This window comes from Deltaproteobacteria bacterium (assembly GCA_021737785.1).
In the GTDB taxonomy this organism is placed as follows: Bacteria; Desulfobacterota; DSM-4660; order Desulfatiglandales; family Desulfatiglandaceae; genus AUK324.
On the sequence record JAIPDI010000001.1, the window covers coordinates 214,851 to 240,577 of the forward strand.

Consider the following 25,727-nt stretch of genomic DNA (forward strand, 5'->3'; position numbering starts at 1 on the left):
CACAAGGCGTGTACCAATATCTGCTTCATCCCCTCTGAGAGGGATATGAAAAGAAAATCGAGGATCCGGATCTTTTTCCTTGACTGAATAAAAAATATTCAGTTATATGAATCTGACTCAGATAGCTGAACAATATTTAAGGCAGGGAGTGGCGTCCTTGGGCATTGCGGAAAGAAAAAAGCGCGAAAAGGAAACGCAGCAGCGGGTGCGCCGCGAGCAGATCCTGGATGCCGCCAAACGGGTCTTTCACACCAGGGGATTCAGCGTGGCGACGGTTGAAGATATCGCCAAAGAGGCCGAGCTGAGTCCTGCGGCCCTCTATCTCTATTTCAAGAATAAAGACGACATCTATGTATCCCTGAACCTTCAACTCTTAGAATACCTCTCCGGCAGACTCGAAGGCCTTTCCCTTGAACCGGACATCGATGCAGAGGAAAAGATCGCGGTCCTGAAAGATCTCCTTTCCGATGTCTACGATTTCGACCCGCTTATCCTGATCAATCTCTTTCATCTCCAGGCCAGCGATGGCCTCGAAAACCTGCCGCCCGAGCGGCTTTCCCAGCTCAATGCATTGGCCGGCAAAAGTCTCCAGAGCCTGTCCAGGATATTTGACCAGGGCAAGGCTGCGGGTCGCCTTGCAGGCTATCCCTCCATCGCCCTGGCAGATATCGTGTGGATCATCTTTACGGGTGCGGTCCTGTGGGAAGAGAGCAAGCGAATGATCAATCCTGAGAAGAATTACCTGAAGTCAACCCTGGACATCGCCCTCGATATTTTCAGAAAAGGAATTATGAACCCATAACACCGGCTGACAGGCTGTCTCATGAGCCACCTGCAAAAAAAGTCCGAACCGGTCATTCGCATCCGGCGCCTCTCCCTCAAATTCGGGGGATTGCAGGCCTTAAGCGATGTATCCGTTGACGTCCGGGCCGGAGAAATCCTGGCCATCATCGGTCCCAACGGGGCCGGTAAGACCTGTTTTTTGAACTGCATCAACGGGTTCTACCATCCGTACGAGGGAGAGATCCTCTATCTCGGCAAGGACCTGACCCGCCTCAAACCCCACCGGATAGCATCTTTGGGCATTGCGCGGACCTTTCAGAATATCGAACTCTTCTCCGGGCTCACGGCCCTGGACAATCTCATGTCGGCCCGGCACATCCACATGCGCCACGGTGCCCTCTTGGGGTGCCTGTTTTTCGGTCCCACCCGGAGGGAAGAGATCTCCCACCGGGAGCGGGTGGAGGAGGTCATCGATCTGCTTGAAATGGAATCTATCCGAAAAAAGACGGTCGGGTCACTCCCCTATGGACAACGAAAAAAGGTGGATCTGGCCAGGGCCCTCTGCATGGATCCCTCTATCCTCCTCTTGGATGAACCGATGGCCGGGATGAACGTGGAGGAAAAGGAAGACATGGCCCGGTTTGTCCTGGATGTCTATGAACTCAAAAAACTCCCCATCGTCCTGATTGAACACGATATGGATGTGGTCATGGATATCTGCCACCGCATCGTGGTACTGGACTTCGGCCGCAAACTGGCGGAGGGCCGGCCCCAGGAGGTCAAGGACGATGAGCGGGTTATCCGCGCCTATCTGGGGGAAGAATAGATTGAAACAGAGTGAGGCGCCATCTCCGATGACCGTGGATACACTGCCCAAAGCCCTGAGGGAGAACGCACGTAAATACGGCGACCGCAGGGTGGCCATGCGGGAAAAGGACCGGGGCATCTGGAAGGAGTTCACCTGGAAAGACTATTTTCTCACGGTCAAGCACTTCTGCATGGGTCTGGTCCATCTCGGCCTGGAGCGTGGGGATAAGGTATCGATCCTGGGGGAGAATAAGCCGGAATGGTTCTGGGCCGAATTGGCGGTCCAGTCGGCCGGCGGTGCGGCTGTCGGCATCTTCACGGACTGCCTCCCCGAGGAAGTGAAATTCTATGCGGCCCATTCGGATTCCGTCTTTGCCGTGGTGCACGACCAGGAACAGGTGGACAAGTTTCTGGAGATCAAGAAGGACGTTCCCAACATAAAAAAAGTCATCTACTGGGACCCCAAGGGCCTTTGGTCCTACACCGACCCCATTCTTCTCTCGTTTGATGAGGTCGTGGAACTGGGAAAACAGTATGACGTCAAGGAGCCAGACCTCTTTGACCGGATGGTGGATCAGGGCCATGGGGACGAGATCGCCGCATTCTGCTACACCTCCGGGACCACCGGCCTCCCCAAAGGGGGTATGCTGAGCCAGAGATGGCTGGTGGAATCCGTAAGGGAATGGGCCCGGCTGGACGGATGGTATGACAAGGGATACGAGTATCTCTCTTTTATCCCCCCCGCCTGGATCACAGAGCAGGGGATCGGGATCGCCGGGGCCATCCTGGCCCCCATGGTGGTCAATTTCCCGGAAGAACCGGAAACCGTCCAGGAAAATATCCGGGAAATCGGACCGGATATCCTCTTCTTCGGCGCCCGGTTGTGGGAGAACCTGAACCGGATGGTCCAGGCCAGGATGATCGACTCGACCTATTTGAGACGACTCATCTACCGCCTGGCCCTCCCGGTGGGGCTCCGAATGGCGGGGATGAAGGGGAGCCAAAAAGGGCCGGGACTCCATTGGCGGATCCTCTATTTCCTGGCCTATCAGGCGGTCTTCCGGCAGCTCAGGGACCGGATCGGCCTTTCCAACGTGAAAACGGTCTATTCGGCCGGTGCAGCGGTGAGCCCGGACATCATCCGGTATTTCAAGGCCCTCGGCATCGATATCCGTCTCTTCTATGGGAGCACCGAACAGGGGGTCATGAGCATGCCGAGAAAAGGGGACATCCGGCCGGAAACATCCGGTCCGCCGGTCCCCTGGGTCAAGGTGAAGTTGTCGGATGACGGAGAGATTCTTATTAAGAACAAATATCCCTATTCCGGCTACTACAAAAACCCTGAGGCCACGGAAAAAATGATGCAGGACGGCTGGTTCCGCACCGGTGATTTCGGCCATCTGAACGAAGACGGTCACCTGATCGTCATCGACCGGATGGACGACCTGAAAGAGCTTGCGGGAGGAAAGAAATTTTCGCCCCAGTACACCGAGGTGAGACTCAGGTTCAGCCCCTATATCAAGGACGCCCTGATTATCGGGGGCCCGGACAAGGAGTATGTGACCGTTCTGATCAATATCGACCTGGACAACGTGGGGCGATTCGCCGAGGCGAACCATATCGCCTATACCACCTTTACCGACCTCTCCCAGAAGAAAGAGGTGATCGACCTGACTAAGAAAGAGATCGAAAAGGTCAACGCCACGCTGCCCGGCTGGACCCGTGTCAGGCGGTTCGTAAATCTGCACAAGGAATTTGATGCGGATGAGGATGAACTCACCCGAACGAGGAAGATGAGAAGGACATTTGTGGAAGAGAGGTACAAAGACCTCATCAAGGCACTCTACGGGGATGAAGCGGCCTATGAGATAGAGGCCACCGTCACCTACCGGGACGGCCGCAAGGGTACGATGCACACCGCCATCCAGGTGACCAAGGTAGAAGGTTGACTCATGATTGAATTTATTCAGCAGACCGTCACCGGCCTCATGACAGGGAGCCTCTACGCCCTGGTGGCCGCGGGCATCGTCCTGGTGTACAAATCGACCCACGTGGTGAGCCTGGCCCACGGCCAGCTGGTGGCATTCGGCGCCCTTTTCTTCTGGCTTTTTTTGAGCGGGTTCGGTCTCCCCTTCTGGGTGGGACTCATCCCCGCCTTCATCCTGACCGCCCTTCTGGGACTTGCCATCGAACGGGTCGCCCTGAGGCCCCTCATCGGGCAGCCCCTCCTTGCGGCGTTCCTCATGACCTTTGCCATCTTCATCGCCCTGGAGGGGGTCTTTGTCCTCTACCTCAAGGGTGAGACCCGGACACTTCCCCACTTTCTTCCCGGCGGAAATCTGGCCCTGTCCGGCCTCTCCATCCCCATCAACCAGTTGATCGGTTTCTGCGTGGCCCTCCTCCTCTTCGGGCTCCTGTCCTTAATCTTCAAGTATACCAAGCTGGGGTTGGGAATGCGGGCCACGGCAGAGGATCATCGGCTCGCCCAGAGCACGGGGATCGTGGTCAAGAATATCTTCTCCTATATCTGGATCCTTTCGGGGATCGTTGCGGCCATCGCCGGGATCGCCACGGCCAATGTGATGGACATCTATTATATGCTCCCCTATATCGGGATCAACGGGCTGATCGTGGCCATCTGCGGGGGCCTCGATTCCCTGGCCGGGGCCCTGGTCGTGGGGCTCCTCCTGGGCGTGGTGGAAAACGTGGGCGCCGCCTACCTGGACCCCCTGGTGGGGGGCGGCATCAAGGATGTGGCGGGATATGCGGTGCTCCTTCTGGTATTGCTGATCAGGCCCTATGGCCTGTTCGGACTTGTGAAGATTGAAAGGATATAACCCATGAGGCCCTGCGGCGTATTTGACAAAAGCTATGCCCTCGACATGGCTATCATCCGAACCTGGCAGCACTGGGCCATCCTCCTTTCGGCCCTCCTGACCCTCTACCTGTTCCCCCTGTTCGGATCCTATTATTTGGTCAGTTTTATCAATCTCCTCTCCATCAGCATTATTGTGGTGCTGGGGCTTCAGATCGTCAGCGGCTTCTGCGGCCAGATATCCTTCGGCCAGGCGGCCTTTATGGCGGTGGGGGCCTATACGTCCTCGATCCTCACCATCCGATACGGCGTCCCCTTCTGGGTGGCCCTCCCCCTGTCAGGCATCATGGCCGGGGCCGTCGGCATCATCGGCGGGGCCCCGTCCCTTCGGATCAAGGGGATGTATCTGGCCATGGCCACCATTGCCATCCACTTTGTGGTCATCTGGCTGATCCTCCATATGCAGATCACCGGGTCCTTTAAGGGCCTCTATCCGATGCCCCCCAGCATCTGCGGTTTTGAATTCGATACGGATGAACGGATGTTCTACATTATCGTGACCGTCATGATCATCATGACCTATGGGGCCAGGAACCTCATGCGGTCCAAGGTGGGAAGGGCATTCGTGGCCATACGGGACAACGACCTGGCCGGTGAGGTCATGGGGGTGAATCTCTATTATTACAAGCTGCTGGCCTTCTTCATCTCCTGCTTTTATGCGGGGGTGGCCGGGTCTTTGTGGGCCCATCTCATCACGGTGGTCAATACCGAGCAGTTCACTCTCCTCCATGCCCTGGAATATGTGGGCATGCTGATCATCGGCGGCATGGGAAGCGTCCCGGGGGTGTTTTTCGGGGTCCTTTTTATCAGGATCCTCAACGAGCTGGTCATGTTTGCGTCTCCTGCATTAGCCAAGGCAGTTCCCTGGCTGGGGTCGTCGCCGGCCGCGTCCCTTGGTCTGATTGCCTTCGGCCTTGCCATGGCGGTGTTTCTGGTCTTTGAACCGAGGGGTCTGGCCCATCGCTGGGAGATCTTTAAGTCGTCCTACCGGCTCTACCCCTTCGCGCATTAGTACTGGTGTTCTGTGATGAAAAACAAGAGAATATGGCCATCCTTCCACTGCACGCTTAGCCTTCCGTCATTCCGGCACGATTCCAGCCGGAATCCAGAAATACGGGGGCCTGGATTCCGGCTAAGGGCATGCCGGAATGACGGGACAACACCAGCCGTTTTGGTTGCAGTTATCCGCTTTAGAATATTCGGCGGTAACTTCTCTGCACCCTGCGGAGAAGCTGGCGCCTTGTCGGTAAGCGCGCGGGGGTCTCTTTGAGAGATCTGCGCTTCGCTTCGAACGGAAACCATTAACGGGCAACGAGTAACCAGTAACCAGCAACCAGATACGAAAGGAGGATGTCATGGGAAAACGATTGGGAATGTTTCTCACAGTGGTCCTGATTATCAGCCTGGGTGTAGCCGGCCTGACAGGGTTTGCGTCTGCAAAGGAGGTCGCCTACCTGAGCCTGGCCGATTACACAGGTCCGATTGCCGGACTGAATGTCCCGGCTGATATGGGACTCGAGGATTTTATCAAAGAGGTCAACGCCAAGGGCGGGGTTGACGGGGTGACCATCAAGTTCATCGGCATCGACACCCGATACGATGTGGCACGGGCCGTGTCTGCCTATAAACGGTACCGGAGGACCCCCCGGCTCCTCATGGTCAACTCCATCAGCACCGGCATCGGCAAGGCCGTGGCCCGACTTATCGAACGGGACAAGAGGGCCCAGTTAGTCCCGGGAGACGGGGAGTTTCAGGCCCATATCGGCCGGACATTCCTCTGGGGACCCGCCTATCAGGACGCCTTTGCCGCCACCCTGGACTGGATACTGGACGACTGGAAGAAAAAGGGGAAGTCAGGCCCCCCTGTGGTAGGATACATCAGCTGGGACAACCCCTTTGGACGGGAGCACCTCAGAGGCGGCAAAGAATATGCGGAACAAATCGGCATCAAGTTGCTTCCGCCCGAGTTCTTCCCCCCCGGCACCCTCAAACATGATGTCTATCTGACCCGGCTGGCCAATGCGGGCGCCAACTACATCCACACCGGAGGGGTCGATCCCACGCCCACCAATGTCATCCGGGACGGGTTCGGCCTGGGCCTGACAAAGACCATCCAGTTTACCACCGATTACTGGGGACCGACCGCACTGGGCATAGGGGTTCATGCCGAGGCCCTGGAAGGGACGGTGATCACCTCATTCTTCCAGCGGGGGGAGGACGCCAGGAACAATGCTTTTGTCACGGATCAATGGAAAAAATACAGGGGCTCAATGGACAAGTTCAATGAAGTGTATGGGATGGGGATGTCCTGGGGCATGACCTATGTGGCGGGCCTGGAAAAGGCCCTGAAGGCGGCAGGATACGACAAACTCGAGGCCGACGACATGTACAAGGCCTACCAAAAACTGACCGGAATGGAAAAGAATGGCATCCAGGGGCCCTGCGCCTACAGTCCCAAATCCCGGTTAGGGAGCAAAGTGGTCAAGATCTACCAGGTCAAGGCCGGCAAGATCGTGCCGATTACGGATTGGCGGGAAGCTCCCAATGCCGTCGGCCTTCACAGTTTCAAATAATAAAAAAGGAGGCTCATGATGAAAGCACTGAAAATCGTCACACTGACACTGATTTTGCCGGGCCTGGTCCTGGGCGCCCTCTCATGGGCGGGAACGGCATCTGCTGCAGATGCCTCCCTTGAGGTGGTTCCTGCGGAGACCTTTCTCTCCCCGGCCCTGATCAAACAGCCTGTCTCCTTCAAGGGGAGCGGATTCGCACCCAATGAAATGATCACCATCGAAATGATCCTCCCGGAAGGGGTAGCGGTCAAGGGCGTCAACAAGGGAGAAGACGTGGGCATTGCTGTGGCCGACGCAGATGAAAAAGGTTCCTTTACCGCGGCCATGCAACCCACGGCGACCCTCAACTGGTTCTTTCAGGTCGGATGGACCCCGCTTCTGAAGCCTGACTTCAAGCAGGCGAAGCCACTCCCACCGGGCGACTACAAGATCCGGGCCACGGGGCTCGATTCCGATACGGTGGCCGTCTCAACCCTTAAAATCGTCCCCCCGCCCAAGAAGAAAGAATAGGGAATGCTGACGCTCAACAACATCGAGGTCATCTACAGCAATGTGATTCTGGTCCTTAAGGGGGTCTCGCTGACGGTCGACCCGGGTGCTGTGGTGGCCCTTTTGGGGGCCAACGGCGCCGGGAAGACCACGGCCCTCAAGGCCATGTCCGGACTCCTGAGGACGGAACTGGGCGAGGTCACGGACGGGTCCATTGAATTTGAAGGAACCCGGATCGATCACAAAGACCCCGAAGAGATCGTCCGGATGGGGATGGTGCAGGTCATGGAAGGCCGGCCCCTCTTTGAGCAACTGAGCGTTGAAGAGAATATCCGTGTCGGGGCCTACTCCCGAAACGACACGGCCGCCATTCGGTCGGATATGGAAGAAGTGTATCATTATTTTCCCACGCTGGCCCGGATGAAACATCGGGTCAGCGGCTATCTCTCCGGCGGCGAGCGGCAGATGCTGGTTATGGGAAGAGGGCTCATGGCGAGGCCCAAGCTGATGCTCCTGGATGAGCCCTCTTTGGGATTGAGTCCGGCCCTGGTCAAGGAGATCTTCAAAATCATTCAAAGGATCAATGAGGAGCAGCATACGTCCATACTGGTGGTGGAGCAAAACGCGTTTATCGCCCTTTCCATATCCGACCACGCATATGTCATGGAGAATGGGAGGATTGTCCTGGACGGCCCGTCCGCCAAACTCAAGGAGAACGAGGACATCAAGGAATTCTATCTGGGACTGAGCCAGGTGGGAAAACGGAAGAGCTACAAGGAGGTCAAGCATTACAGGCGACGGAAGCGGTGGCTGTCCTAAAAAGAAGTGCCTAAAGTGTCTAAAGTGAGCTAAAGTGCCTAAAATTGAGGGCTTCGCGTTATGTTGACATGCCAATTTCAGGCGTCAGGCTTTTCTGACGCCTTGGCACAGGCACCCTATTAATATCTGATGATCACGGGGGAGGCCTTTCAGGGCCTTTTGCGTATGCGTGCATGAGCATTGTAGCTTTCTTTTATGGGTTGGAGACAGAGGAATGGATATCAAAAATTCTGTTGCGGTGGTAACCGGAGGCGCTTCGGGTCTGGGAGAGGCCTGTGTGAGGAATTTCATGGCATGGGGAGGCAAGGTGTCCATCCTCGATTTTGCAGAGGAACGGGGGCGACGGATTGCCTCTGAACTGGGGGAAGGCGCCCTCTTCTGCCTGACGGACATCACAAAGGAGGCGGATGTTCAGGCCGCAATCCACAAGACTGCTGAGACATTCGGCGCCATCCATATCGCGGTTAATTGCGCAGGCGTCGGGACCCCGGCCAAGGTCCTGGGCAGGGACGGCCCGATGGACATGGGACATTTCAACAAGGTTATTCAGATCAACCTGGTGGGGACCATGAATGTTGTCCGATTGGCGGCGGAACAGATGGTGAAGAACCAGGGGAACGAGGATGGTGAAAAGGGGGTCATGATCAACACGGCCTCGGTAGCCGCCTTTGACGGGCAGATCGGTCAGGCCGCCTACAGCGCGTCCAAGGCCGGGATCGTCGGCATGACCCTCCCCATCGCCCGTGAGTTCGCCGAGTACGGGATACGGCTTATGACCATTGCGCCCGGGATCTTCGGCACTCCCATGCTGAGGGGACTTCCGGAAAATGTGCAGGAGGCCCTCGGGAATATGGTGCCGTTCCCCAAACGACTGGGAGAACCCTTAGAATTTGCAGCACTGGTTCAGCATATCGTTGAAAACCCCATGCTCAACGGCGAGGTCATCCGCCTTGACGGCGCACTGCGCATGGCAGCGAAGTAGATGCTGGAGGCTGGATACTTGATGCTGGATACTTGATGCTGGATACTGGATGAATGGATGTGCGGATGAATAGGATGATTGGGGTGCTGGAATGCTCCGAGCTTTTTGCCCGTTGGTGACTCCACGTTCCGACTTCCGAGTTCCGCGTTTGCTTGGCGCTATTTGATGCAGGGCAGGTCCCGCGTCTAACGCCTTGCGCCTGGTACCACAATCTTCATTTTTCGTTATTCGCTTGCCAATATTCGTTTCACGGAGGTTATCATGAGACCAGTCGCCATTCTGGGTGCGGCCATGACCAAATTCGGCGTATCGGAGAAAACCAACCTGGAGATGTTTGCCGAGGCAGGACTGGAGGCCATCGCCCGGTCCCGCCTGGAACCCAGGGACATGGAGGCCTTGTTTTTCGGAAACTGTCTGGGGGACTTTGAAGAGGGGCAGCTGCATATGGCCCCGTTTGCCCATGCTGAGTTGGGGCTCCCCGTGTCCGCGCCTGCCACCCGCTTCGAATCCGCGTGCGCCACTGCGACCGTGGCCACCCGCCATGCAGCACTCCTGGTGGGGGCCGGGGTTTACGACGTGGTGATCGCAGGCGGCACGGAAAGGGCCACCAAGATGGGGACCTCCCTCGCCACCCGGACCTTTGCCATGGCCTCCCAGGCCCAGCATGAGTCGGCCGCCGGCATTACCTTTCCCGGCGTCTTTGCCATGGCGACCCACCTTTATGCCCATAAATACAACATCCCTCTCAAAGACCTGAAGCGGCACATGGCCGGCGTGGCGGTCAAGAATCATTCCCACGGATCCATGAACCCCAAGGCCCACTTCCAGAAAAAGATCGACATCGACACGGTCCTGGGCGGGATGATGGTGGCCGACCCCCTCCAGCTTTTTGACTGCTGTCCCTTCTCCGACGGCGCTGCTGCGGTAATCGTGGCCGATGCCGCCAAAGCCAAAGACCTGATCAAGGATCCGGTCTATATCGCGGGCATGGGGCAGGCATCCTGCGGCCCCCTCTATGTCCAAAAGGATCTCACCCGGGTTCTGGCGCGGGAGGCCTCCATTGCCCAGGCCTACAAAGAGGCAGGCATCGGGCCAGACGATCTGGATGTCATTGAACTGCACGACTGCTTTACCATTGCCGAGATCCTGGCCCTGGAGAGCTTCGGGGTCTATGGGTTCGGAAAGGCCTATGACGCGGCCACCAAAGGGGAAACCACCCTGAACGGCTCCAGGGTCGTGGTAAATCCTTCGGGAGGGCTCAAGGCAAAAGGTCATCCCATCGGCGCCACCGGCGCGGCACAGCTCACCGAGATCGTGGAGCAACTGCGCGGAGAAAGCGGCCCCAGACAGGTGGAAGGCGCCCGCATCGGCCTGGTGGATACCCTGGGCGGCGATCTCGGCACCGTATGCAACATCATCCTCACAAATGGTGTGAATTAGGGCTTGCGGTTTTGGGAAAAACAGACGCATTTTTCAATATCATCTCCGTGTCTCTGTGTCTCCGTGTGATGCCTACTTTGGTTCCGGTTTATCCGGGTTAGGAGTCAATGAATGGAATATAAACTTACGTTTAATCACTATCAGCAGGGTCTGGAACAAGGGAAGTTTTTGGGCCTCAAATGCAATGCCTGTGATTCCGTCATATTCCCGCCCGCCGCGGTCTGCAGGGAATGCGGCAGTACCGATCTGACCCCCACTGAGTTGAGCGGCAAAGGCGCTATTCGGACGTTCACCGTCATACGGGTCGCCCCGGAGGGGAGGAAACCGCCTTACATTGTGGCCATGGCCGAACTGGATGAAGGCCCCTGGGCCTTGGGAAATCTGGTGGATATGGCCCCCGAGCAGGCCGACATGGGCCTTTTGGGCAAACGGGTGACCCTCGGGAGCCACGTGGTCAAAGGGGACACCTACGCCACCGATGACACGCATGTCCTGACCTTCACATTAAAAGCGCCATAAGAAGCCGATTTCCCTTCATGCTCGAACACACATTCATACATATACCGGGTATCGGTCCCAGGACAGAACAGATGCTCTGGCAACGGGGGATTCTCACATGGCAGGGATTTCTCGACCATCAGGGCGCCATCATCTCCCCGAAGCGGGATGGATTTATCAGCAGGGAGCTGGAGGCATCTCTGGCACATAGCCAGGATATCGCATTTTTCAGCAAACGGCTTTGTGCGGGGGAAATGTGGCGGTTATTTCACACGTTCAAAGGGAGGGCGGTTTATCTGGACATTGAGACGAACGGCGGCTATCAGGATATGGATGAAATCACGGTCATCGGGATCTATGACGGCACCGACGTCCAGACCTTTGTCAGCGGAATCAATCTGGACGAGTTTGAAGTGGCCATCGCCGCCTATGATCTTGTCATCACCTTCAACGGCGCCTGCTTTGATCTCCCCATCATTCGCGCCCGGTTCCCCGGGATCACCCTTCCCGAGGGCCACATCGACCTCAGATTCCTTCTGAAAAAGCTGGGATATGCCGGCGGTCTCAAGAAGATCGAAAAAGACCTGGGCATAGCCAGGGAAGCCGGGATCGACGGCATGGACGGATTTGAGGCGGTGCGGCTCTGGCAGGCCTACCAGTGGGGGGATAATGCGGCCCTTGACACCCTGATCCGTTATAACCGCGCGGACATCGTCAACCTGAAGCCGCTTATGGAAATGGGATACCGGGGGATGAAGGCGCGATTGTTTCCACTCCTTGATGAAAGACCCCATGCCCGAGGGGAAATCCATTGTTTCTAACGGCGGTCAGAAACCCGGGCCCGGGGGGATCCGGGATCATGATGAAATAAAAAAAGCCCCTTCGGTTTCGAAGGGGCTTTTTTCTGCGCTTGAGAAATCTATTTCTTGACGATCTTTCCCTGCTTCTCTCCGATCCAATCCTTGAAGTTGCCCCAAAAAGACGGAGGTTCCAGGGTCCATTTGCATTCGGCCGTCTTGTCCGAATCCATGCTCACGGCCTTAACCGTATAAACGCCCGGGGCAATGGTCGGCTGGCTGATAATGATGGTGGTTTCCATCTTTTCATTGGAACCGAGTGCGGCCCGCAGCAACTCGGTTGCCTTGGCCAACATGCTCACGGGGGCGGCAAATTCGCCGTTGGGTCCCACCTCTGCGTCGGCAATCGGAACCTTGATATCCTTGCCGTCCTTTTTAACCCCTAACACTTCGATAAAGACCGAATCACCGGGCTGAAACCCCTTGCCCTTGAACATGATCGGCGTGCCTGTCACCGTGGATACGTTCAGACCCACGCTTGCAGGGTCTACGATCAGCTGGGGACCCTTCATGTTCGGGTCGAACGATGCGGGCGTGGTGGCACAGCCCGCCAACAGAAAGACCAGGAGGAGGCAAAGCAAGCCCCCCTTAAAATATCCGCTATTTGATAACCATCTTATCGTCCCATTCATCTTCCAACACCTCCCTATCCTTTCGTTAACCGTCTGTGACGAATCCTTCGTCGCCCCCGAGAATAAACGTGAGTGGGCGTCTCAACGCGTTATAAAAGGCTGACGCCTGAATTCCGAAGATCATGCCCTTATGGGCCCTACCTTTCGCGTTCCGCGCTCCGAATTCCGCGTTCTGAAACATATCGGGTTCTATTCACGGAGCCGAAGCGGCATTTCCATGGTAAAAGGTCAATCAATGAGCGCCATCAGCCATCCAACCGTTTATCTGCCCACTCGCTTCAACACCTTTTGAACGTCGATATCAGAGGTCATCCAATCGGATATCTTTTCAATCTTTCCCCCTTCGAGGCACTTGGCAAGAAACACAGACCGGCTTCCCTGCCTGTTTTCCGCGCTGAAACTGATCTTGGGGCCGATCCCCTTGAAGTCTTTGATGCTGTCCATGGCCTTTACAAATTTTTCCACGGTGAGGTCCCTGCCGGCCCTTTTCAACCCCTCCACCATCGGTTCCACAAAATAAAATCCCGCATAGAAAAAGATCCCCCATCGGTCATTGGGGGCGAACTTCTTCTGGGCCGCCTCGTATTTCAGCATCAGGGGGTTCTGGGAACCGGGGAGCTCGGCAAAGGTCACGAAGATGACATCCTTGAATAGGCCCTTGCTGATCTTATACATAATCGGAATATCGCTAAGGGTACTCGTGGTCATCCACTGCGGTTTGAAACCCAATTTTGCCGCCGTACCCAGTATGATGGCCCCATGCTTGGGGAGGAGCCAGTTGATAACCACATCCGGTTCCGCGGCCTTCAGCTTCATGCAATGGGAGCTGAGATCCGTATCCAGGGGCTCTACGGATACTGCCGCCACCAGTTTCATGCCGAACTTTTCCAGCTCTTCTTCAGCACCGGCCAGCCCCTCCTTGCCGTAGTCGTCATTCTGATAAAAAAAGGCAATCTTCTTTTTCCCCAGGGTCTCAACAGCGTATCTGACCAGGATGGCCGCTTCATCAAAATAGAGGGGATAATCGGCCCAGAGGTATTTGGTGGGCGGATACGCCCAGTGGCTGGAACCGGTGGCAGGTCCCACCCAGGGGACCTTTTTGTTTTCCAGGTATTTCTTGACGGCCATACCGGGCGCCGTGCCCACGCCGGAGGCCAGGCCGAAGATCTCTTTGTCTTCCACCAGCTCTTTTACAATGGCCTTTGTCTTCGGGGGCATATACCCATCGTCTCTCAGGAAATATTTGATTTTGCGCCCGTGGATCCCTCCCTCGGCATTGATCATGTCAAAAAAGCATCCAGTCCCTCGGGCCACAGCTCCCCAGAGCGCTGCCGGACCCGTCTGCGGGCCGTACTGACCGATGCGGATCTCCGTATCGGTCACGCCCCTTTCGGCCAACGCAGAGGGGACAATCATCAGGGACATGCACATTGCAACACCCAACACCATCAGCCAGTTCCATCGTCTCATGTTACGCCTCCCTTTTTAAGTTTGTGATCCGTTAATATTTATTCGACATTCTTCAATCTTTAGTATTGATGGTTTCGCAGCAAATTGAAACCTTCGGATTTCGGGCATTGCTTTCAATTCCAACCAGCCAAAACAATTCCTGAATTCCTCAATTCCCAATCCCTCAATTCATGCCTGCTTTCTCTTATACATTGCTTCGATCAGGTCGCCGAATGCCTCATTTACATATTTCCGTTTGACCTTCATGGTAGGCGTCACCTCGCCGTCCTCTTCATAAAGCTTCTTGGGGAGGATGGTGAATTTCTTGACCTGTTCCACCCTTGCCAGGGTTTCATTCACCTGATCCACCTCTTTTTGAATCAGCTTGATGATTTCCGGGCTCTGGGTCAGGTCTTTATAGGTGGAAAACTGGATTTTGTTATCCTGGGCATACTTGACCACATTATCCTCATCGATCATGATGAGGCTGCTCAGGAACTTCCTTCGATCGCCGATGACCACCGCATCATTGATATACGGGCTGAACTTCAACTTATTTTCAATATACTGCGGGGTGATGTTCTTGCCCCCCGCCGTCACGATGATGTCCTTCTTTCGATCCGTAATCTTGAGGTATCCGTCCTCGTCAAACTCTCCCACGTCTCCCGAGTAAAGCCACCCATCCTTCAGGGTCTCTGCCGTACTTTCCGGGTTTCTGTAATATCCTTTGAAAACGCTGGGAGATTTCACCAGGATCTCCCCGTCCTCGGCGATCTTCACCTCTGTACCGGTAATGGGGGGACCCACCGTTCCGAACTTGACCTTCCCCACCCTGGAAACGCACGTCACCCCCGTGCCTTCTGTCTGGCCATACCCCTCGATCAGGTTAACGCCGATGGACTGGAAAAAGTGGAGCACATCAGGCGAGATGGGCGCCGCCCCGGAGTAGGCGACCCTTAGCCGGTCGAACCCCAGTCTCTCTTTGAGTTTTCGAAAAACCGCGAGATGGGCGAGGTGGTAGAGCGCCTCCAAATAAGCAGGTACGGGCTTGAAGTTCATCTTGAGGGTGGCTCGGGTCTTTCCGATCTTGAGGGCCAGGCCGAAGACGACTTTCTTGAACCACGTGGCGTCGGACATCTTGATATAGACGGCGGAAAGATATTTTTCCCAGATACGCGGCACCGCATATCCGACGGTGGGCGATATCTCGGTCATGTTGTCTGTCACCGTGTCCAGACTCTCGATGAAATTGACCGTATACCCATGGGTAATCTGGGCAAAGACCGAAAAGAGCCGCTCGAAGATGTGACATAGGGGGAGAAAGGACATGACCTCATCGGTATCGTATACCGGGTTGTCTTTGGAGATGGTCTTTCCCATCCACATGACGTTTCGATGGGTCAGCATGGCCCCCTTGGGCGGGCCGGTGGTCCCGGAGGTATAGATGAGCACAGACAGATCCTCCGGCGTCACCTCGTCCATCCTTTTTTCGATCAGCTCCGGTTGTTTTTCCACCACCTGGCGACCCAGTTCCAGGATGTCCTCAAAGGTCATGACCATCGGATCTTCAAAATGTCTCAACCCTTCCAAATCCCACACAATGACCTTCTGAAGATTCGGTGCATTGTCCCTGAAGTTGAGCCACTTATCCAGCTGCTCTTCGTTTTCGACAAAGAAGAATTTCGATTCAGAGTCGGAGATGACATATTCCACCTGGGGCCATGCATTGGTGGAATAGACCCCTACGGCCACGCCGCCCGCGCACTGAACGCCGAGGTCGATGATGACCCACTCAGGGCAGTTGTCGCCGATGATGGAGACGCACTCCCCTTTCTTAAGTCCCATGGAGATAAGCGCCGCCCCCACGTACTTGGCCCGGTTGAAATATTCCGTCCAGGAGATATCCTGCCAGAGGCCATATTCCTTTTTCCGCATGGCCGTTCGGTCGCCATATTTCTCTGCGGTCTTTTTGAAGATGCTGGGTACTGTTTCAAGGGTCATTGATCAGCCCCTTTGTAAATTGAATAGTGAGAATTGATGAGTGGATATTGATGGTCTCGCAAAAAAACCGGGACATTCGGAGGGGCAAACACTGCTGCCAGGACTAACCAACGTCTCCGAATTCCTATAAGTTGATGTAATCATATATCTTTCGCCGGCAGTTGGCTGTGCTGTTGACCTGGAATGATGGAATCGTGGAATAATGGAATGATGGGCATGAGAAGCAGAAAATCATTTTTTCTAATTGTCTCCATTCCGCTAAACCCATAATTCTCACGCCTGGGCGTGATTCCATCATTCCAACATTCCAATTGGGGCGAAGCCACTGAGTTCCAATCCCTCAATTCCTGAATTCCCAAAAATTGAATATTTCCTATCTCCACCGTTTTTTACGCTTCCAACGCTGAAATCCCTTTGCCGATTCCTCTGACCGCATGCCCATGTAAAACTCCTGCACATCCTTGTCTTCCATGAGTTCCCTGGACTTGCCTTTCATGACAAACCGGCCGCTTTCCAGAATAAGACCCACATGGGAAATGGTCAGGGCCATTCGCGCATTCTGTTCCACCAGCAGGATGGACACCCCCTTCTGGTTGATGGTCCGGATGATCCTGAAGATCTCCTTGACCAGGAGAGGAGACAGACCTAAAGACGGCTCATCCAGAAAGAGGAGTTTCGGCCGGTTCATGAGGGCCCGGCCGATCGCCAGCATCTGCTGTTCGCCGCCAGACAGGGTTCCTGCCCACTGAGCCTCTCTTTCCCTGAGAACGGGGAAATAGCCGTATATCAGTTCAAAATCCTTCTTGATGCCTGTCCGGTCCCGCCGGATATAGGCCCCCATGAGGAGGTTTTCCCTCACGCTCAGTTCGTCAAAGACTTCCCTCCCTTCAGGGACGTACGACAACCCCGCGCGGACAATCACCTCCGGATCTTTGCCGTCGATCCGTTTCCCCATGAATTCGATGGTCCCTTTATCCGGCTGATCATCCAACAGCCCCATCACGGTCTTTAAAATGGTCGATTTTCCGGCCCCGTTATTCCCTAAGATGGCGGTAATGGTGCCTTCTTCCACCGAAAGGGAGACTCCCCTGAGTGCATAGATCAAGCGGTAAAACGTCTCAATATTTTTTATCTCAAGCAATGTGCTCAATAGCTTCATCCTCCCCCAGGTAGGCCTTTAGGACCTCGGGATGCTGCTGCACCTCTTCAGGGATCCCCTCGATAATCGGTTTGCCGAAGTTGATGGCCAGAATCCGGTCCGATATATCCATCACCATCTTCATGTCGTGCTCGATCAAGAGGATCGTGACGTCCAACTCATCCTGAATATCCTTGACCCAGAATATCAGGTCCTGCTTTTCTTCGGAATTCATGCCTGCCGAAGGCTCATCCAAGAGGAGGAGCTGGGGTTCCAGGGCCAGGGCCCTCCCCAGTTCAATCAGCTTCTGCGTGCCGTAAGGGAGGCCTCCCACAAACTGGTTTCTGGCGGACTGGAGGTCAAGAAGATCAATGATCTGCTCAACCCTTTCCCGGTGCGCGATTTCCTCCCGGGCGGCGCTGGAGCCCTTCCTGAAGAAGGTGGCACCGGTCCAGACATTGGTCTTCATATGGATATGCCGGCCCAGCATAAGGTTTTCCATGGTGGTCATTCGTGAAAACAGCTCGATATTCTGAAAGGTCCTGGCGATTCCCTTCCTGGCGATCTGGTGGGGTTTGAGGCCGGTGATGTCTTCCCCCTTGAAGGTAATACTCCCGGAATCCGGTTTATAAAGGCCGCTGATGCAGTTGAAAATCGTGGTCTTGCCCGCCCCGTTGGGGCCGATAATGGAGAAGATAGTGCCCTTCGCCACCCCGAAATTGACCTGGTCTACCGCCCTGAGTCCGCCAAAGCTGATATTGAGACTTTCCACTGAAAAGAAGTTGTGATCCGTCATATTGTCACCGGTCATTGGTCAATTGCCATCGGTCTTCGGGATCTTCTCGCCCTGAATGGCGTTCCTGGATTCATTTTTTTCCGGGCCCCTTGGTCTTGGCTGATCTTCCCCGCCCATTTCTCATCCTTAATTCTTCTTTACACCTTTCTCACATAGTGCCTGGCAAAGAGTCCGCTGGGCTTGAAGCAGAGCACCAGCACAATAACCAGAAAGGCAACCACGGACTTGAATTCCAGAGAGACATATCCGCCGAAGAGGTTTTCGAGAACCCCGAGGATGTATCCTCCCAGGGCGGCCCCGACCAGCGTGGTCATTCCGCCCAACACAGCGGCGGCAAAACCTTTCAAAAGCGGTTCAAGCATTAGATTGGGATCCAGGGTCGCAATAGGCGCCAGCATCATGCCGGCCACGGCCCCGATCATGGAACTCAAGGCCCAGGTCAGGGCCAGGATGCGATTGGTCCTTATGCCGTTAATCCGCGCGGCCATGGCATTCTGCTGGGTGGCCTTCATGGCAATGCCGACCTTGGTATATTTAAAAAAGAGAAAGAGGATAAACATCAGAAACAGGGTGATCAAAAGGGTCGCGATATTGAGATAACTGACCACTGCGGGGCCTATATTGACGATGTCGAAATCCGAGACCGGAAATGGAAAATTCATCTGTTCCGCACCCCATTTCCAGCTTGCCAGGCCATACAACACCATTTCGAACCCCAACGTGATCAGAATCAGGCTGAGGATATTGGGATCTTTGGCCCGTCGCAGAAAAACAAACTCCAGAAACATCCCCAGGGCCGCAGCAAAAGCAAGGGCGCCCGCAAAAGAAACGACAAAGGAATACCCATGGGTAACAAGCAGGGTATGGGCCACAAAGGTCGAAATCATGGCCATTTCACCCTGACCGAAATTGGGCACTTCCGAGGTCTTGTAGATAATCACCATGGCGAGGGCGATCAGGGCGTACAGACTCCCAAAAGCAAGACCGCTGATGATGAGTTGTAAAAACATGATGACAACCCCTGAGACGGAAAAAAGTGAGCAACATGCCTAAAGCGGATACCCGAAACCAATCCCACCCATGCGGGACTCACACAAAGCCACCAAGACACAGAGATTTTTTTGTCTAAAGGCGATGATCGAATAACGATCTACCACCCGGCAGGGCTTGGTCTGTTCTGATCCTGAATCTTTCTTCCAGGATCAGAAAAGACCCATCAAGCCTTCTTCGCGTCCTTCGCGCCTTGGCGGTTCAACAAAACTTCTCCGCAAATTGTCCCGCAGGGCGGGATTGCAAACAAGATTCTAAAACGGCCAGGTCTTCCAGTAGATCTTGGTCCGTATCCAGAAGCCATACAGCCCCAGCGGTTCAAAAACCACCAGCAGAATAATAATGAGACCGAAAATAATGCTGGCGATATTGGGAAGCCCGGAAAGGTTCATCCATCGCTCTGAAAAAGATATCAGGGCCGTTCCTAAGTACGGAAGTTCCTGGACCTTGTCCAGGACCAGGAGGAGCCAGGTCATGACCACCCCTCCCATGATAGAGCCGAAAATAGACCCGAGTCCCCCGACAATGACAAACGCCAGAAAATAGATGGAGAGAATGAAGTTAAAGGAGTTGGGGCTGATAAATCCGAGGAGGAATGCCATGAGCCCCCCGGCAACGCCGGTGTAAAATGCACTCACCGCAAAGGCCAGCGTTTTATAAAGGGTCAGGTTGACTCCCATGGTTTCCGCCGCGATGTCGCTGTCCCGAATAGCGATAAACGCCCGCCCGACCCTTGTTTTCATCAGGTTCCGGGCCGCCAGGATCAGTAAAAAAGCGACGGAGACGATCACGAAATAGAGTTGTCTGTCGGTCCCCATCACATAAGGCCCGAATGAGAGTTTGGGGGCCTCGAGCCCCATACGTCCGCCAAACACCTGCCACCGCCCGATCACCTGGGTAATGGCCATCCCAAAGCCCAGGGTGGCAATGGCCAGATATGGCCCTTCCAGTCGCAGGGCCGGCAATCCCAGAATAAAGCCGAAGAATGCCGCAATAAGGCCGCTCGAGATCAGGGCCAGCAGGAAAGGGAAATGGAGGTTCGTCATCAAGAGGACCGTACCATAGGCCCCTATGGCAAAGAATCCGGCATGGCCGAGGGATATCTGACCCGTATATCCCACAAGGATGTTCAATCCTACGGTGACAATGACGTTGATGGCCATATAGTTGGCCATGTAGATATGATAGTTTCGGGCCACAAAGGGAAAGGTAATAAGGGAAGCAATCAGCATGAGGAACCAGAACCAAAGGACCCTGCTGTCCAGAAGCTGAATATCCTCGTAGTAATCCCTTTTCATATCCATAGGCTGGTTCTCCCCGCACTCAGAGAGCAGTTAAGATCATTTCCCTGCAAACTTGTCAAGCACCTTTTTGTAATAGATCTCCGTCTCCTCCAGAAGGGGGGATCGATTTCTCATCACATTAAGCTGCATGATCTTGTAGTTGATTTTCTTGATCTGGCGGTATTTTTCCTTCTCATCCGGGATGCCCTCCAGTATATCCTCCATCTGCCTGATCTCTTTTTGGAGCTGAAGTTCCGGAGGGATGCAGTCCGCATTTTTCAGGATCTTATACACCAGGCGGAGGTCTTCGGGAATATGGCTGTCATCTTCCAGGTGAATGGGCTGGCCATGGCCGGGGAGGTTATCAAAGTCCCCCCTCTCCTGAGCCTCCTTGATCCGCCTTTCCACGATGTTTTGTAAGGCAAGCATCATAATATTTTAAAAATCCTTCATTTCTTAACCGGTTCATGAAACTATAAAAACCGGGGGTCCGATACATTGACTACAACTTTCATACATGACAAACAAGATCATTTCAAGCGAAATGATATGGCAAACTCGAAATATCGCGCTTGACAAGCCAGGCCCTATTCGATATCTCCACAAATACGTGAGACGCAAGGGGGCCATAGGCATCGGGCGCAAGGCGCAAGGAGGGGAGTGTGCGTTTTAAACCCGAAACTCCAAATTTGGGAATACCGGCATCCAGCAACAAGTAACCCGCATCATGATAGATCAAACAGATAAAAAGATCATCAGCGTCATTCAGGGCGATCTCCCCCTGCATGCCAAACCCTTTGCCGTATTGGCGGAAAAGATCGGGATGACGGAAAAGGCCTTTTTGAAAAGAATAAGGGACCTCAAAAAGGAGGGCATTATCCGGCGATTCGGGGCGACCCTCCGTCATCAGGAAGCGGGCTTCAACTCCAATGCCATGATCGCCTGGTTGGCGCCTGATGAAAGGATAGACGAAATAGGAACCCTTTTTTCCCGGTCCCGAGAGGTATCCCATTGTTATCACAGGGCGCCTCAAAAAGATTGGCCTTACACTCTCTATACCATGGTTCACGGCAGGAACCGGGAAGCATGCCGCCGGATTGCGGAAAGGCTGTCGCAGTCTGCGGGAATGAGCGACTATCTCCTCCTTTTCAGTGAAAAGGAGTTCAAGAAAACCAGTATGGCGTATTTTTCGGAGAAAAGTCATGACCAATGAATCTGAAGCCCTCTTTGAAAGGGCCCGGAAAACCATTCCCGGAGGGGTCAACAGCCCGGTGAGGGCCGGTAAATCAGTGGACATGGATCCCCTCTTTATTGCCGAGGCCAAAGGGGCGATCATCCGGGATGTGGACGGAAATGAGTATATCGACTATGTCGGATCATGGGGGCCCATGATCCTGGGACATGCCCATCCCGAGGTGGTGGCTGCCATTCAGGAAAGACTCGGCCTGGGGACCAGCTATGGTGCGCCCACGGAGTTGGAGGTGATCATGGCGGAGGCCATTGTCCAGATGGTCCCCTCCATCGAGATGGTCCGGATGGTCAATTCCGGAACCGAGGCCGCCATGAGCGCCATTCGTCTTGCCAGGGGGGTCACGGGGAAAAAGATGATCGTCAAATTCGACGGCTGTTATCACGGACACGCAGACAGTCTCCTGGTATCCGCAGGGTCGGGCGTGGCTACCCTCGGGATTCCCGGCAGCCCGGGCGTCCCGGAAGACCTGGTCAGGCATACCCTCTCCCTCCCCTTTAATGACATTCAGGCCCTCAACATGGCTTTTGACCGGTACGGTTCCGACATCGCCTGCATCATTGCCGAGCCTGTCCCCGGCAACATGGGCGTGGTCATCCCGGATAAGGCCTTTCTGCAGAGGCTCAGGGACATCACAGAGGGCTCCGGCGCCCTTCTCATATTTGACGAGGTCATCAGCGGCTTCAGGGTCGCCCCGGGAGGCGCGCAGGAACTGTATGGCGTACTCCCCGATCTCACCTGCCTGGGCAAGATCATCGGGGGCGGCCTCCCTGTGGGGGCATACGGGGGCAAACAGGAGATTATGCTCAATATGGCCCCTGAGGGGGATATCTATCAGGCCGGCACCCTGTCAGGAAACCCGTTGGCCATGGCCGCGGGAATTGCCGCGCTCACCCTTCTCAGGCAGGAGGGTCTCTATCAACGGCTTGAAAAAATGGGGAATGCCCTGTTCTCAGGGCTTGAAACCCTGGCGGTGAATGAAGGGGTCCCGGTGACGGTCAATCGGATCGGCTCGATGGGCTCCCTCTTTTTTACAGATACACCGGTTTCGGATTTCAGGACGGCGAGCGCGAGCGATGCAGGACGGTTTAAACGATATTACAGGGCCATGCGCGAGCAGGGCATCTACCTGGCGCCGTCACCCTTTGAAGCCTGCTTTGTATCCGCGGCCCACACTGAAGAGATGATAGACAAGACACTGAATGCCGCCGAAAACGCCTTCAGGCAAATCTTGCGCTGAGCCGACAAAAACCTGTTGACTTTGCCGGAAAACCTGTGATACGAACGGCTCGTATCTGGTTCGCCGTGCTCACGGTCCCTGGAGGTGACCCGAATGGATAAAGACTTGAAAAAAACCTTCAAGGACCTGGGGTATATCAGCACGGTCGGCATGACCATGGCCTTTTCCATCGCCTTGGGGGCGTTGTTCGGCTATTATTTGGATAAGTGGCTGGGGACAAAGCCGTGGTTATTTTTCCTTTTTTTAGGATTCGGCATCGCCGCGGCGTTCAGGAACCTTTATATCCTGTACAAAAAGGCAAAGGACCTATGAGGGACAGAGAACCGCTGATTAAGCACATCCGAACCAACAACTGGATCATCCTCTTGATCGTAGGATCGCTGAGTTCTGTCTTTATGAGCGCCTCATTTACCCTGGGGGTGATCATAGGGGGTCTTATGGTCATTGCCAACTTCAGCGTGCTGCAGCATACCATTCGCTATGCCTTCTCCGATCTGGGGGCATTCCAGGGAAGAAAGCTGGGTCTCATTGCAAAGTCATATTTAAGGCTTGCCTTTATGGGCCTTATTATTTATATGGTGATCACCAAAGGGTGGGTACATCCTCTAGGTTTGACCATCGGGCTGTCGGTCGTCATATTCAGCATCGTTGGATTTGGAATCCGTTCGGTCTGGAAAACATCATCGCGGGAGGCAATATAGGACTATGGATCATCCAATTTTCTTCATTGATGCCATCTTATCGGCCATGGGAGTTGCGCATGCTGCTGCGTATACACATGTCACCTATACATGGTTGGTGATGCTCATTCTGATCGTGAGTGCCCTTTTCCTTGCGAAAAAAATCAAGCTCGTCCCTGAAGGCAGACAGAATTTTTTTGAGGTTGTAATTGACGGTCTTGAAAAGTTCATGGTGGATATCACCGGGCCTGAAGGGAGATTCTTTTTCCCCTTTGTCGCCACCCTCTTTCTCTTTATTTTCGTCTCAAATCTCATCGGCCTCGTGCCAGGCTGCTTTTCACCCACAGCCAATCTGAATACCACGCTGGCCATGGCGCTTTGCACTTTCGTGCTCACCCATATCATCGGGATCAAGTTCCACGGTGCCAAATATATCAAGCACTTTTTGGGCCCTGTATGGTGGTTGGCCCCTTTGATGTTCCCCATTGAATTAATAGGTCATTTTGCCAGGATCATGTCCCTGAGCGTTCGACTCTTCGGGAACATCTTCGGCAAAGAGATGGTGCTTGCAATCCTGTTCGGGCTGGCAGGTCTCTATCTTGCGCCCCTGCCGATCCTTTTCCTCGGGATATTGGTGTGCTTTATCCAGGCGCTTGTCTTTATGCTTCTGTCCATCATGTATTTTGTCGGCGCAATGGAGCATGCACATTAGGCGAATTCAGGGATTCAGGAATTAAGGAATTGGGTAATTGGGTAATTGGAAATCAAGGAATTCCGTCCAATTCGTAATCCCCAAATTTCGTTTCGTTTTTTAATCTTCGGAAGAAGGCCACAAACATAATTTTTGGGAAAGGAGGTCCACATGTCTAAGAGAACTTTAGTTGGCGTTTTGACACCGGTGTTTCTCCTCGGGATAGCCTCATTGGCCTTTGGCCAGGAAGACGCTGCAGCCAAGGCCGCAGGGTTATGGGTATATTTCGGAATCGCCATTGCCTGCGGAATCGGCATCGGAATGGCTTCTCTGGGTACCGGTCTCGGCATGGGCAATGCCATTAACGCCGCCCTGCAGGGAACAGCCAGGAATCCGGAAGCAGGAGGAAAGATCATGACGACCATGATTATCGGTCTGGCACTGATCGAGTCCCTCTGTATTTATGCCCTGGTTATCTGTTTTATTCTTGTATTCAAGATCCCGGACCTGGGTGGCATGCACGAACTCATCGTAAAATCCTTCGGCGCTTAACAAACCTTCAAACCAAAAAAGAGGGCCTCATGGAGGTCCTCTTTTTAACGCAACTCATGTGCATTATTTCACAAAAGAGGCGCTTCGCAATAATGTCCTTGTCCATATCGAATTATCCCAGCCATACAGACGGGATTCATATTCAAAGCCTTCATCTATACTCAGTTTAAGGGCGTTGTCTTAGATAAACCGATGACAAAGGAATCCAAAATACCCAATCCCACGATTGAGAGACTCGCCCTTTATTCAAGACCTCTCGAGGCCTTTGTGAAGGGCGATATGTTGATCGTTTCATCAGATAAGCTCGCCGAGCTGTGCGGGGTCAATCCTGCCCAAGTCAGAAAGGACCTGGCCTACTTCGGTGAATTCGGCGTCCGCGGAGTGGGTTATGAAGCCCATGACCTGTTGAGGGAAATCAAACGGATATTGGGAACAGACAGAAAATGGTCCCTTTGTATCGTTGGCATGGGGAACCTAGGGATAAGCCTGGTTGAAGACGACAACTTCAGGAAAAGAGGCTACCGGTTTGCCGCGGCCTTTGATCTAGACCCCAGAAAAGCAGGCAAAAGTCTCCCCTGTGGCCTGACTATCCAGCCGGCGGGCAACATACCGGAACAGGTCCGGGCACTGGGTATTGACTTAGGCATCATTACCACCCCCGCCCGTGAGGCGCAACGGGCAGCGGAACTTCTCCTTAAAGCGGATATTAAAGGGATTCTTAATTTTTCCGCCATCCAGGTGAGAACGCCCGAGTGCTGCATCGTTGAAAATGTCGACCTCTCCGTCAAGCTCGAGAATCTTGTTTACCATCTGGAAACGCTCTTTAAGAAAAAAGTGGGGTAA

27 protein-coding genes are annotated in these 25,727 nt (G+C 54.3%); 19 read left to right on the top strand and 8 right to left on the bottom strand.

Annotation, left to right across the window (positions count from 1 at the left end):
* Nucleotides 1-157 precede the first annotated feature (157 nt).
* The 12 genes from K9N21_01075 (at nucleotide 158) to K9N21_01130 (ending at nucleotide 12,087) form a co-directional block, all read left to right on the top strand.
* Nucleotides 158-802 carry a TetR/AcrR family transcriptional regulator gene (locus K9N21_01075; GenBank protein ID MCF8142489.1) on the top strand — a complete coding sequence of 215 codons (645 nt, stop codon included), beginning with the start codon at nucleotides 158-160 and terminating at the stop codon, nucleotides 800-802.
* Between the two features lie 21 nt (nucleotides 803-823).
* Nucleotides 824-1,609 carry an ABC transporter ATP-binding protein gene (locus K9N21_01080; GenBank protein ID MCF8142490.1) on the top strand — a complete coding sequence of 262 codons (786 nt, stop codon included), beginning with the start codon at nucleotides 824-826 and terminating at the stop codon, nucleotides 1,607-1,609.
* Between the two features lies 1 nt (nucleotide 1,610).
* Nucleotides 1,611-3,539, top strand: a complete 1,929-nt coding sequence (locus K9N21_01085; protein ID MCF8142491.1) for an AMP-binding protein — start codon at nucleotides 1,611-1,613, stop codon at nucleotides 3,537-3,539.
* A gap of 3 nt (nucleotides 3,540-3,542) precedes the next feature.
* Nucleotides 3,543-4,427 (top strand): branched-chain amino acid ABC transporter permease, encoded by an 885-nt coding sequence (locus tag K9N21_01090; protein MCF8142492.1) that lies wholly within the window; start codon nucleotides 3,543-3,545, stop codon nucleotides 4,425-4,427.
* A gap of 3 nt (nucleotides 4,428-4,430) precedes the next feature.
* Entirely contained in the window at nucleotides 4,431-5,477 is a 1,047-nt protein-coding gene (locus K9N21_01095; GenBank protein ID MCF8142493.1) for a branched-chain amino acid ABC transporter permease, read from the top strand.
* Between the two features lie 343 nt (nucleotides 5,478-5,820).
* On the top strand, nucleotides 5,821-7,038 hold the full coding sequence (locus tag K9N21_01100) for an ABC transporter substrate-binding protein (GenBank protein MCF8142494.1): 1,218 nt from the start codon (nucleotides 5,821-5,823) through the stop codon (nucleotides 7,036-7,038).
* A 15-nt stretch (nucleotides 7,039-7,053) separates the two neighbouring features.
* A complete protein-coding gene (locus K9N21_01105; GenBank protein MCF8142495.1) occupies nucleotides 7,054-7,548 on the top strand; it encodes a hypothetical protein in 495 nt (164 codons plus the stop codon).
* Nucleotides 7,549-7,551: 3 nt separating this feature from the next.
* Nucleotides 7,552-8,346 (top strand): ABC transporter ATP-binding protein, encoded by a 795-nt coding sequence (locus K9N21_01110; GenBank protein MCF8142496.1) that lies wholly within the window; start codon nucleotides 7,552-7,554, stop codon nucleotides 8,344-8,346.
* Between the two features lie 214 nt (nucleotides 8,347-8,560).
* Nucleotides 8,561-9,328 (top strand): 3-hydroxyacyl-CoA dehydrogenase, encoded by a 768-nt coding sequence (locus K9N21_01115; protein MCF8142497.1) that lies wholly within the window; start codon nucleotides 8,561-8,563, stop codon nucleotides 9,326-9,328.
* A 261-nt stretch (nucleotides 9,329-9,589) separates the two neighbouring features.
* Nucleotides 9,590-10,768, top strand: coding sequence for a propanoyl-CoA acyltransferase (locus K9N21_01120; GenBank protein MCF8142498.1), 1,179 nt, complete (start codon nucleotides 9,590-9,592; stop codon nucleotides 10,766-10,768).
* Between the two features lie 111 nt (nucleotides 10,769-10,879).
* Nucleotides 10,880-11,287, top strand: coding sequence for a Zn-ribbon domain-containing OB-fold protein (locus tag K9N21_01125; protein MCF8142499.1), 408 nt, complete (start codon nucleotides 10,880-10,882; stop codon nucleotides 11,285-11,287).
* Nucleotides 11,288-11,358: 71 nt separating this feature from the next.
* Complete coding sequence (locus tag K9N21_01130) at nucleotides 11,359-12,087, top strand: ribonuclease H-like domain-containing protein (protein MCF8142500.1); 729 nt, start codon at nucleotides 11,359-11,361, stop codon at nucleotides 12,085-12,087.
* A gap of 98 nt (nucleotides 12,088-12,185) precedes the next feature.
* Here the strand turns inward: K9N21_01130 and K9N21_01135 are convergent, their stop codons facing one another.
* The 8 genes from K9N21_01135 to K9N21_01170 all read right to left on the bottom strand — a co-directional run bounded on the left by K9N21_01135 (nucleotide 12,186) and on the right by K9N21_01170 (nucleotide 20,904).
* Nucleotides 12,186-12,755 carry a hypothetical protein gene (locus K9N21_01135; GenBank protein ID MCF8142501.1) on the bottom strand — a complete coding sequence of 190 codons (570 nt, stop codon included), beginning with the start codon at nucleotides 12,753-12,755 and terminating at the stop codon, nucleotides 12,186-12,188.
* Between the two features lie 261 nt (nucleotides 12,756-13,016).
* Nucleotides 13,017-14,225: an ABC transporter substrate-binding protein gene (locus tag K9N21_01140; GenBank protein MCF8142502.1), complete on the bottom strand. Its 1,209-nt coding sequence runs from the start codon at nucleotides 14,223-14,225 to the stop codon at nucleotides 13,017-13,019.
* Nucleotides 14,226-14,393: 168 nt separating this feature from the next.
* Nucleotides 14,394-16,205: an AMP-binding protein gene (locus tag K9N21_01145; GenBank protein MCF8142503.1), complete on the bottom strand. Its 1,812-nt coding sequence runs from the start codon at nucleotides 16,203-16,205 to the stop codon at nucleotides 14,394-14,396.
* A gap of 373 nt (nucleotides 16,206-16,578) precedes the next feature.
* A complete protein-coding gene (locus K9N21_01150; protein MCF8142504.1) occupies nucleotides 16,579-17,364 on the bottom strand; it encodes an ABC transporter ATP-binding protein in 786 nt (261 codons plus the stop codon).
* Nucleotides 17,339-18,139: an ABC transporter ATP-binding protein gene (locus tag K9N21_01155; protein MCF8142505.1), complete on the bottom strand. Its 801-nt coding sequence runs from the start codon at nucleotides 18,137-18,139 to the stop codon at nucleotides 17,339-17,341. The genes K9N21_01150 and K9N21_01155 overlap by 26 nt, the downstream gene beginning before the upstream one ends.
* Before the next feature lie 137 nt (nucleotides 18,140-18,276).
* A complete protein-coding gene (locus tag K9N21_01160; protein MCF8142506.1) occupies nucleotides 18,277-19,149 on the bottom strand; it encodes a branched-chain amino acid ABC transporter permease in 873 nt (290 codons plus the stop codon).
* A 294-nt stretch (nucleotides 19,150-19,443) separates the two neighbouring features.
* Nucleotides 19,444-20,493, bottom strand: a complete 1,050-nt coding sequence (locus K9N21_01165) for a branched-chain amino acid ABC transporter permease (GenBank protein ID MCF8142507.1) — start codon at nucleotides 20,491-20,493, stop codon at nucleotides 19,444-19,446.
* Between the two features lie 36 nt (nucleotides 20,494-20,529).
* Nucleotides 20,530-20,904, bottom strand: a complete 375-nt coding sequence (locus tag K9N21_01170; protein MCF8142508.1) for a DUF1992 domain-containing protein — start codon at nucleotides 20,902-20,904, stop codon at nucleotides 20,530-20,532.
* Between the two features lie 295 nt (nucleotides 20,905-21,199).
* On the opposite strand from K9N21_01170, the gene K9N21_01175 reads away from it, so the two are divergent.
* From K9N21_01175 to K9N21_01205, 7 genes are all read left to right on the top strand, one after another.
* Entirely contained in the window at nucleotides 21,200-21,685 is a 486-nt protein-coding gene (locus tag K9N21_01175; GenBank protein ID MCF8142509.1) for a winged helix-turn-helix transcriptional regulator, read from the top strand.
* Nucleotides 21,675-22,961, top strand: coding sequence for a glutamate-1-semialdehyde 2,1-aminomutase (hemL, locus tag K9N21_01180; protein MCF8142510.1), 1,287 nt, complete (start codon nucleotides 21,675-21,677; stop codon nucleotides 22,959-22,961). The genes K9N21_01175 and hemL overlap by 11 nt, the downstream gene beginning before the upstream one ends.
* Before the next feature lie 93 nt (nucleotides 22,962-23,054).
* On the top strand, nucleotides 23,055-23,273 hold the full coding sequence (locus tag K9N21_01185) for an AtpZ/AtpI family protein (GenBank protein ID MCF8142511.1): 219 nt from the start codon (nucleotides 23,055-23,057) through the stop codon (nucleotides 23,271-23,273).
* Entirely contained in the window at nucleotides 23,270-23,662 is a 393-nt protein-coding gene (locus tag K9N21_01190; protein ID MCF8142512.1) for an ATP synthase subunit I, read from the top strand. Before K9N21_01185 ends, K9N21_01190 begins: the two co-directional genes overlap by 4 nt.
* Nucleotides 23,663-23,666: 4 nt before the next feature.
* Nucleotides 23,667-24,353 carry a F0F1 ATP synthase subunit A gene (gene atpB / locus K9N21_01195; protein ID MCF8142513.1) on the top strand — a complete coding sequence of 229 codons (687 nt, stop codon included), beginning with the start codon at nucleotides 23,667-23,669 and terminating at the stop codon, nucleotides 24,351-24,353.
* A gap of 150 nt (nucleotides 24,354-24,503) precedes the next feature.
* Nucleotides 24,504-24,884, top strand: a complete 381-nt coding sequence (gene atpE, locus K9N21_01200) for an ATP synthase F0 subunit C (protein ID MCF8142514.1) — start codon at nucleotides 24,504-24,506, stop codon at nucleotides 24,882-24,884.
* 192 nt (nucleotides 24,885-25,076) lie between these two features.
* Entirely contained in the window at nucleotides 25,077-25,727 is a 651-nt protein-coding gene (locus K9N21_01205; GenBank protein MCF8142515.1) for a redox-sensing transcriptional repressor Rex, read from the top strand.

Excerpts from the sequence above, each read along its gene's own strand:
- K9N21_01080 (MCF8142490.1), top strand. The coding sequence starts at position 824 with ATGAGCCACCTGCAAAAAAAGTCCGAACCGGTCATTCGCATCCGGCGC.
- K9N21_01090 (MCF8142492.1), top strand. The coding sequence starts at position 3,543 with ATGATTGAATTTATTCAGCAGACCGTCACCGGCCTCATGACAGGGAGC.
- K9N21_01095 (MCF8142493.1), top strand. The coding sequence starts at position 4,431 with ATGAGGCCCTGCGGCGTATTTGACAAAAGCTATGCCCTCGACATGGCT.
- K9N21_01100 (MCF8142494.1), top strand. The coding sequence starts at position 5,821 with ATGGGAAAACGATTGGGAATGTTTCTCACAGTGGTCCTGATTATCAGC.
- K9N21_01105 (MCF8142495.1), top strand. The coding sequence starts at position 7,054 with ATGATGAAAGCACTGAAAATCGTCACACTGACACTGATTTTGCCGGGC.
- K9N21_01110 (MCF8142496.1), top strand. The coding sequence starts at position 7,552 with ATGCTGACGCTCAACAACATCGAGGTCATCTACAGCAATGTGATTCTG.
- K9N21_01115 (MCF8142497.1), top strand. The coding sequence starts at position 8,561 with ATGGATATCAAAAATTCTGTTGCGGTGGTAACCGGAGGCGCTTCGGGT.
- K9N21_01120 (MCF8142498.1), top strand. The coding sequence starts at position 9,590 with ATGAGACCAGTCGCCATTCTGGGTGCGGCCATGACCAAATTCGGCGTA.
- K9N21_01125 (MCF8142499.1), top strand. The coding sequence starts at position 10,880 with ATGGAATATAAACTTACGTTTAATCACTATCAGCAGGGTCTGGAACAA.
- K9N21_01130 (MCF8142500.1), top strand. The coding sequence starts at position 11,359 with ATGCTCTGGCAACGGGGGATTCTCACATGGCAGGGATTTCTCGACCAT.
- K9N21_01135 (MCF8142501.1), bottom strand. The coding sequence starts at position 12,755 with ATGAATGGGACGATAAGATGGTTATCAAATAGCGGATATTTTAAGGGG.
- K9N21_01140 (MCF8142502.1), bottom strand. The coding sequence starts at position 14,225 with ATGAGACGATGGAACTGGCTGATGGTGTTGGGTGTTGCAATGTGCATG.
- K9N21_01145 (MCF8142503.1), bottom strand. The coding sequence starts at position 16,205 with ATGACCCTTGAAACAGTACCCAGCATCTTCAAAAAGACCGCAGAGAAA.
- K9N21_01150 (MCF8142504.1), bottom strand. The coding sequence starts at position 17,364 with ATGAAGCTATTGAGCACATTGCTTGAGATAAAAAATATTGAGACGTTT.
- K9N21_01155 (MCF8142505.1), bottom strand. The coding sequence starts at position 18,139 with ATGACGGATCACAACTTCTTTTCAGTGGAAAGTCTCAATATCAGCTTT.
- K9N21_01160 (MCF8142506.1), bottom strand. The coding sequence starts at position 19,149 with ATGTTTTTACAACTCATCATCAGCGGTCTTGCTTTTGGGAGTCTGTAC.
- K9N21_01165 (MCF8142507.1), bottom strand. The coding sequence starts at position 20,493 with ATGGATATGAAAAGGGATTACTACGAGGATATTCAGCTTCTGGACAGC.
- K9N21_01170 (MCF8142508.1), bottom strand. The coding sequence starts at position 20,904 with ATGATGCTTGCCTTACAAAACATCGTGGAAAGGCGGATCAAGGAGGCT.
- K9N21_01175 (MCF8142509.1), top strand. The coding sequence starts at position 21,200 with ATGATAGATCAAACAGATAAAAAGATCATCAGCGTCATTCAGGGCGAT.
- hemL (MCF8142510.1), top strand. The coding sequence starts at position 21,675 with ATGACCAATGAATCTGAAGCCCTCTTTGAAAGGGCCCGGAAAACCATT.
- K9N21_01185 (MCF8142511.1), top strand. The coding sequence starts at position 23,055 with ATGGATAAAGACTTGAAAAAAACCTTCAAGGACCTGGGGTATATCAGC.
- K9N21_01190 (MCF8142512.1), top strand. The coding sequence starts at position 23,270 with ATGAGGGACAGAGAACCGCTGATTAAGCACATCCGAACCAACAACTGG.
- atpB (MCF8142513.1), top strand. The coding sequence starts at position 23,667 with ATGGATCATCCAATTTTCTTCATTGATGCCATCTTATCGGCCATGGGA.
- atpE (MCF8142514.1), top strand. The coding sequence starts at position 24,504 with ATGTCTAAGAGAACTTTAGTTGGCGTTTTGACACCGGTGTTTCTCCTC.
- K9N21_01205 (MCF8142515.1), top strand. The coding sequence starts at position 25,077 with ATGACAAAGGAATCCAAAATACCCAATCCCACGATTGAGAGACTCGCC.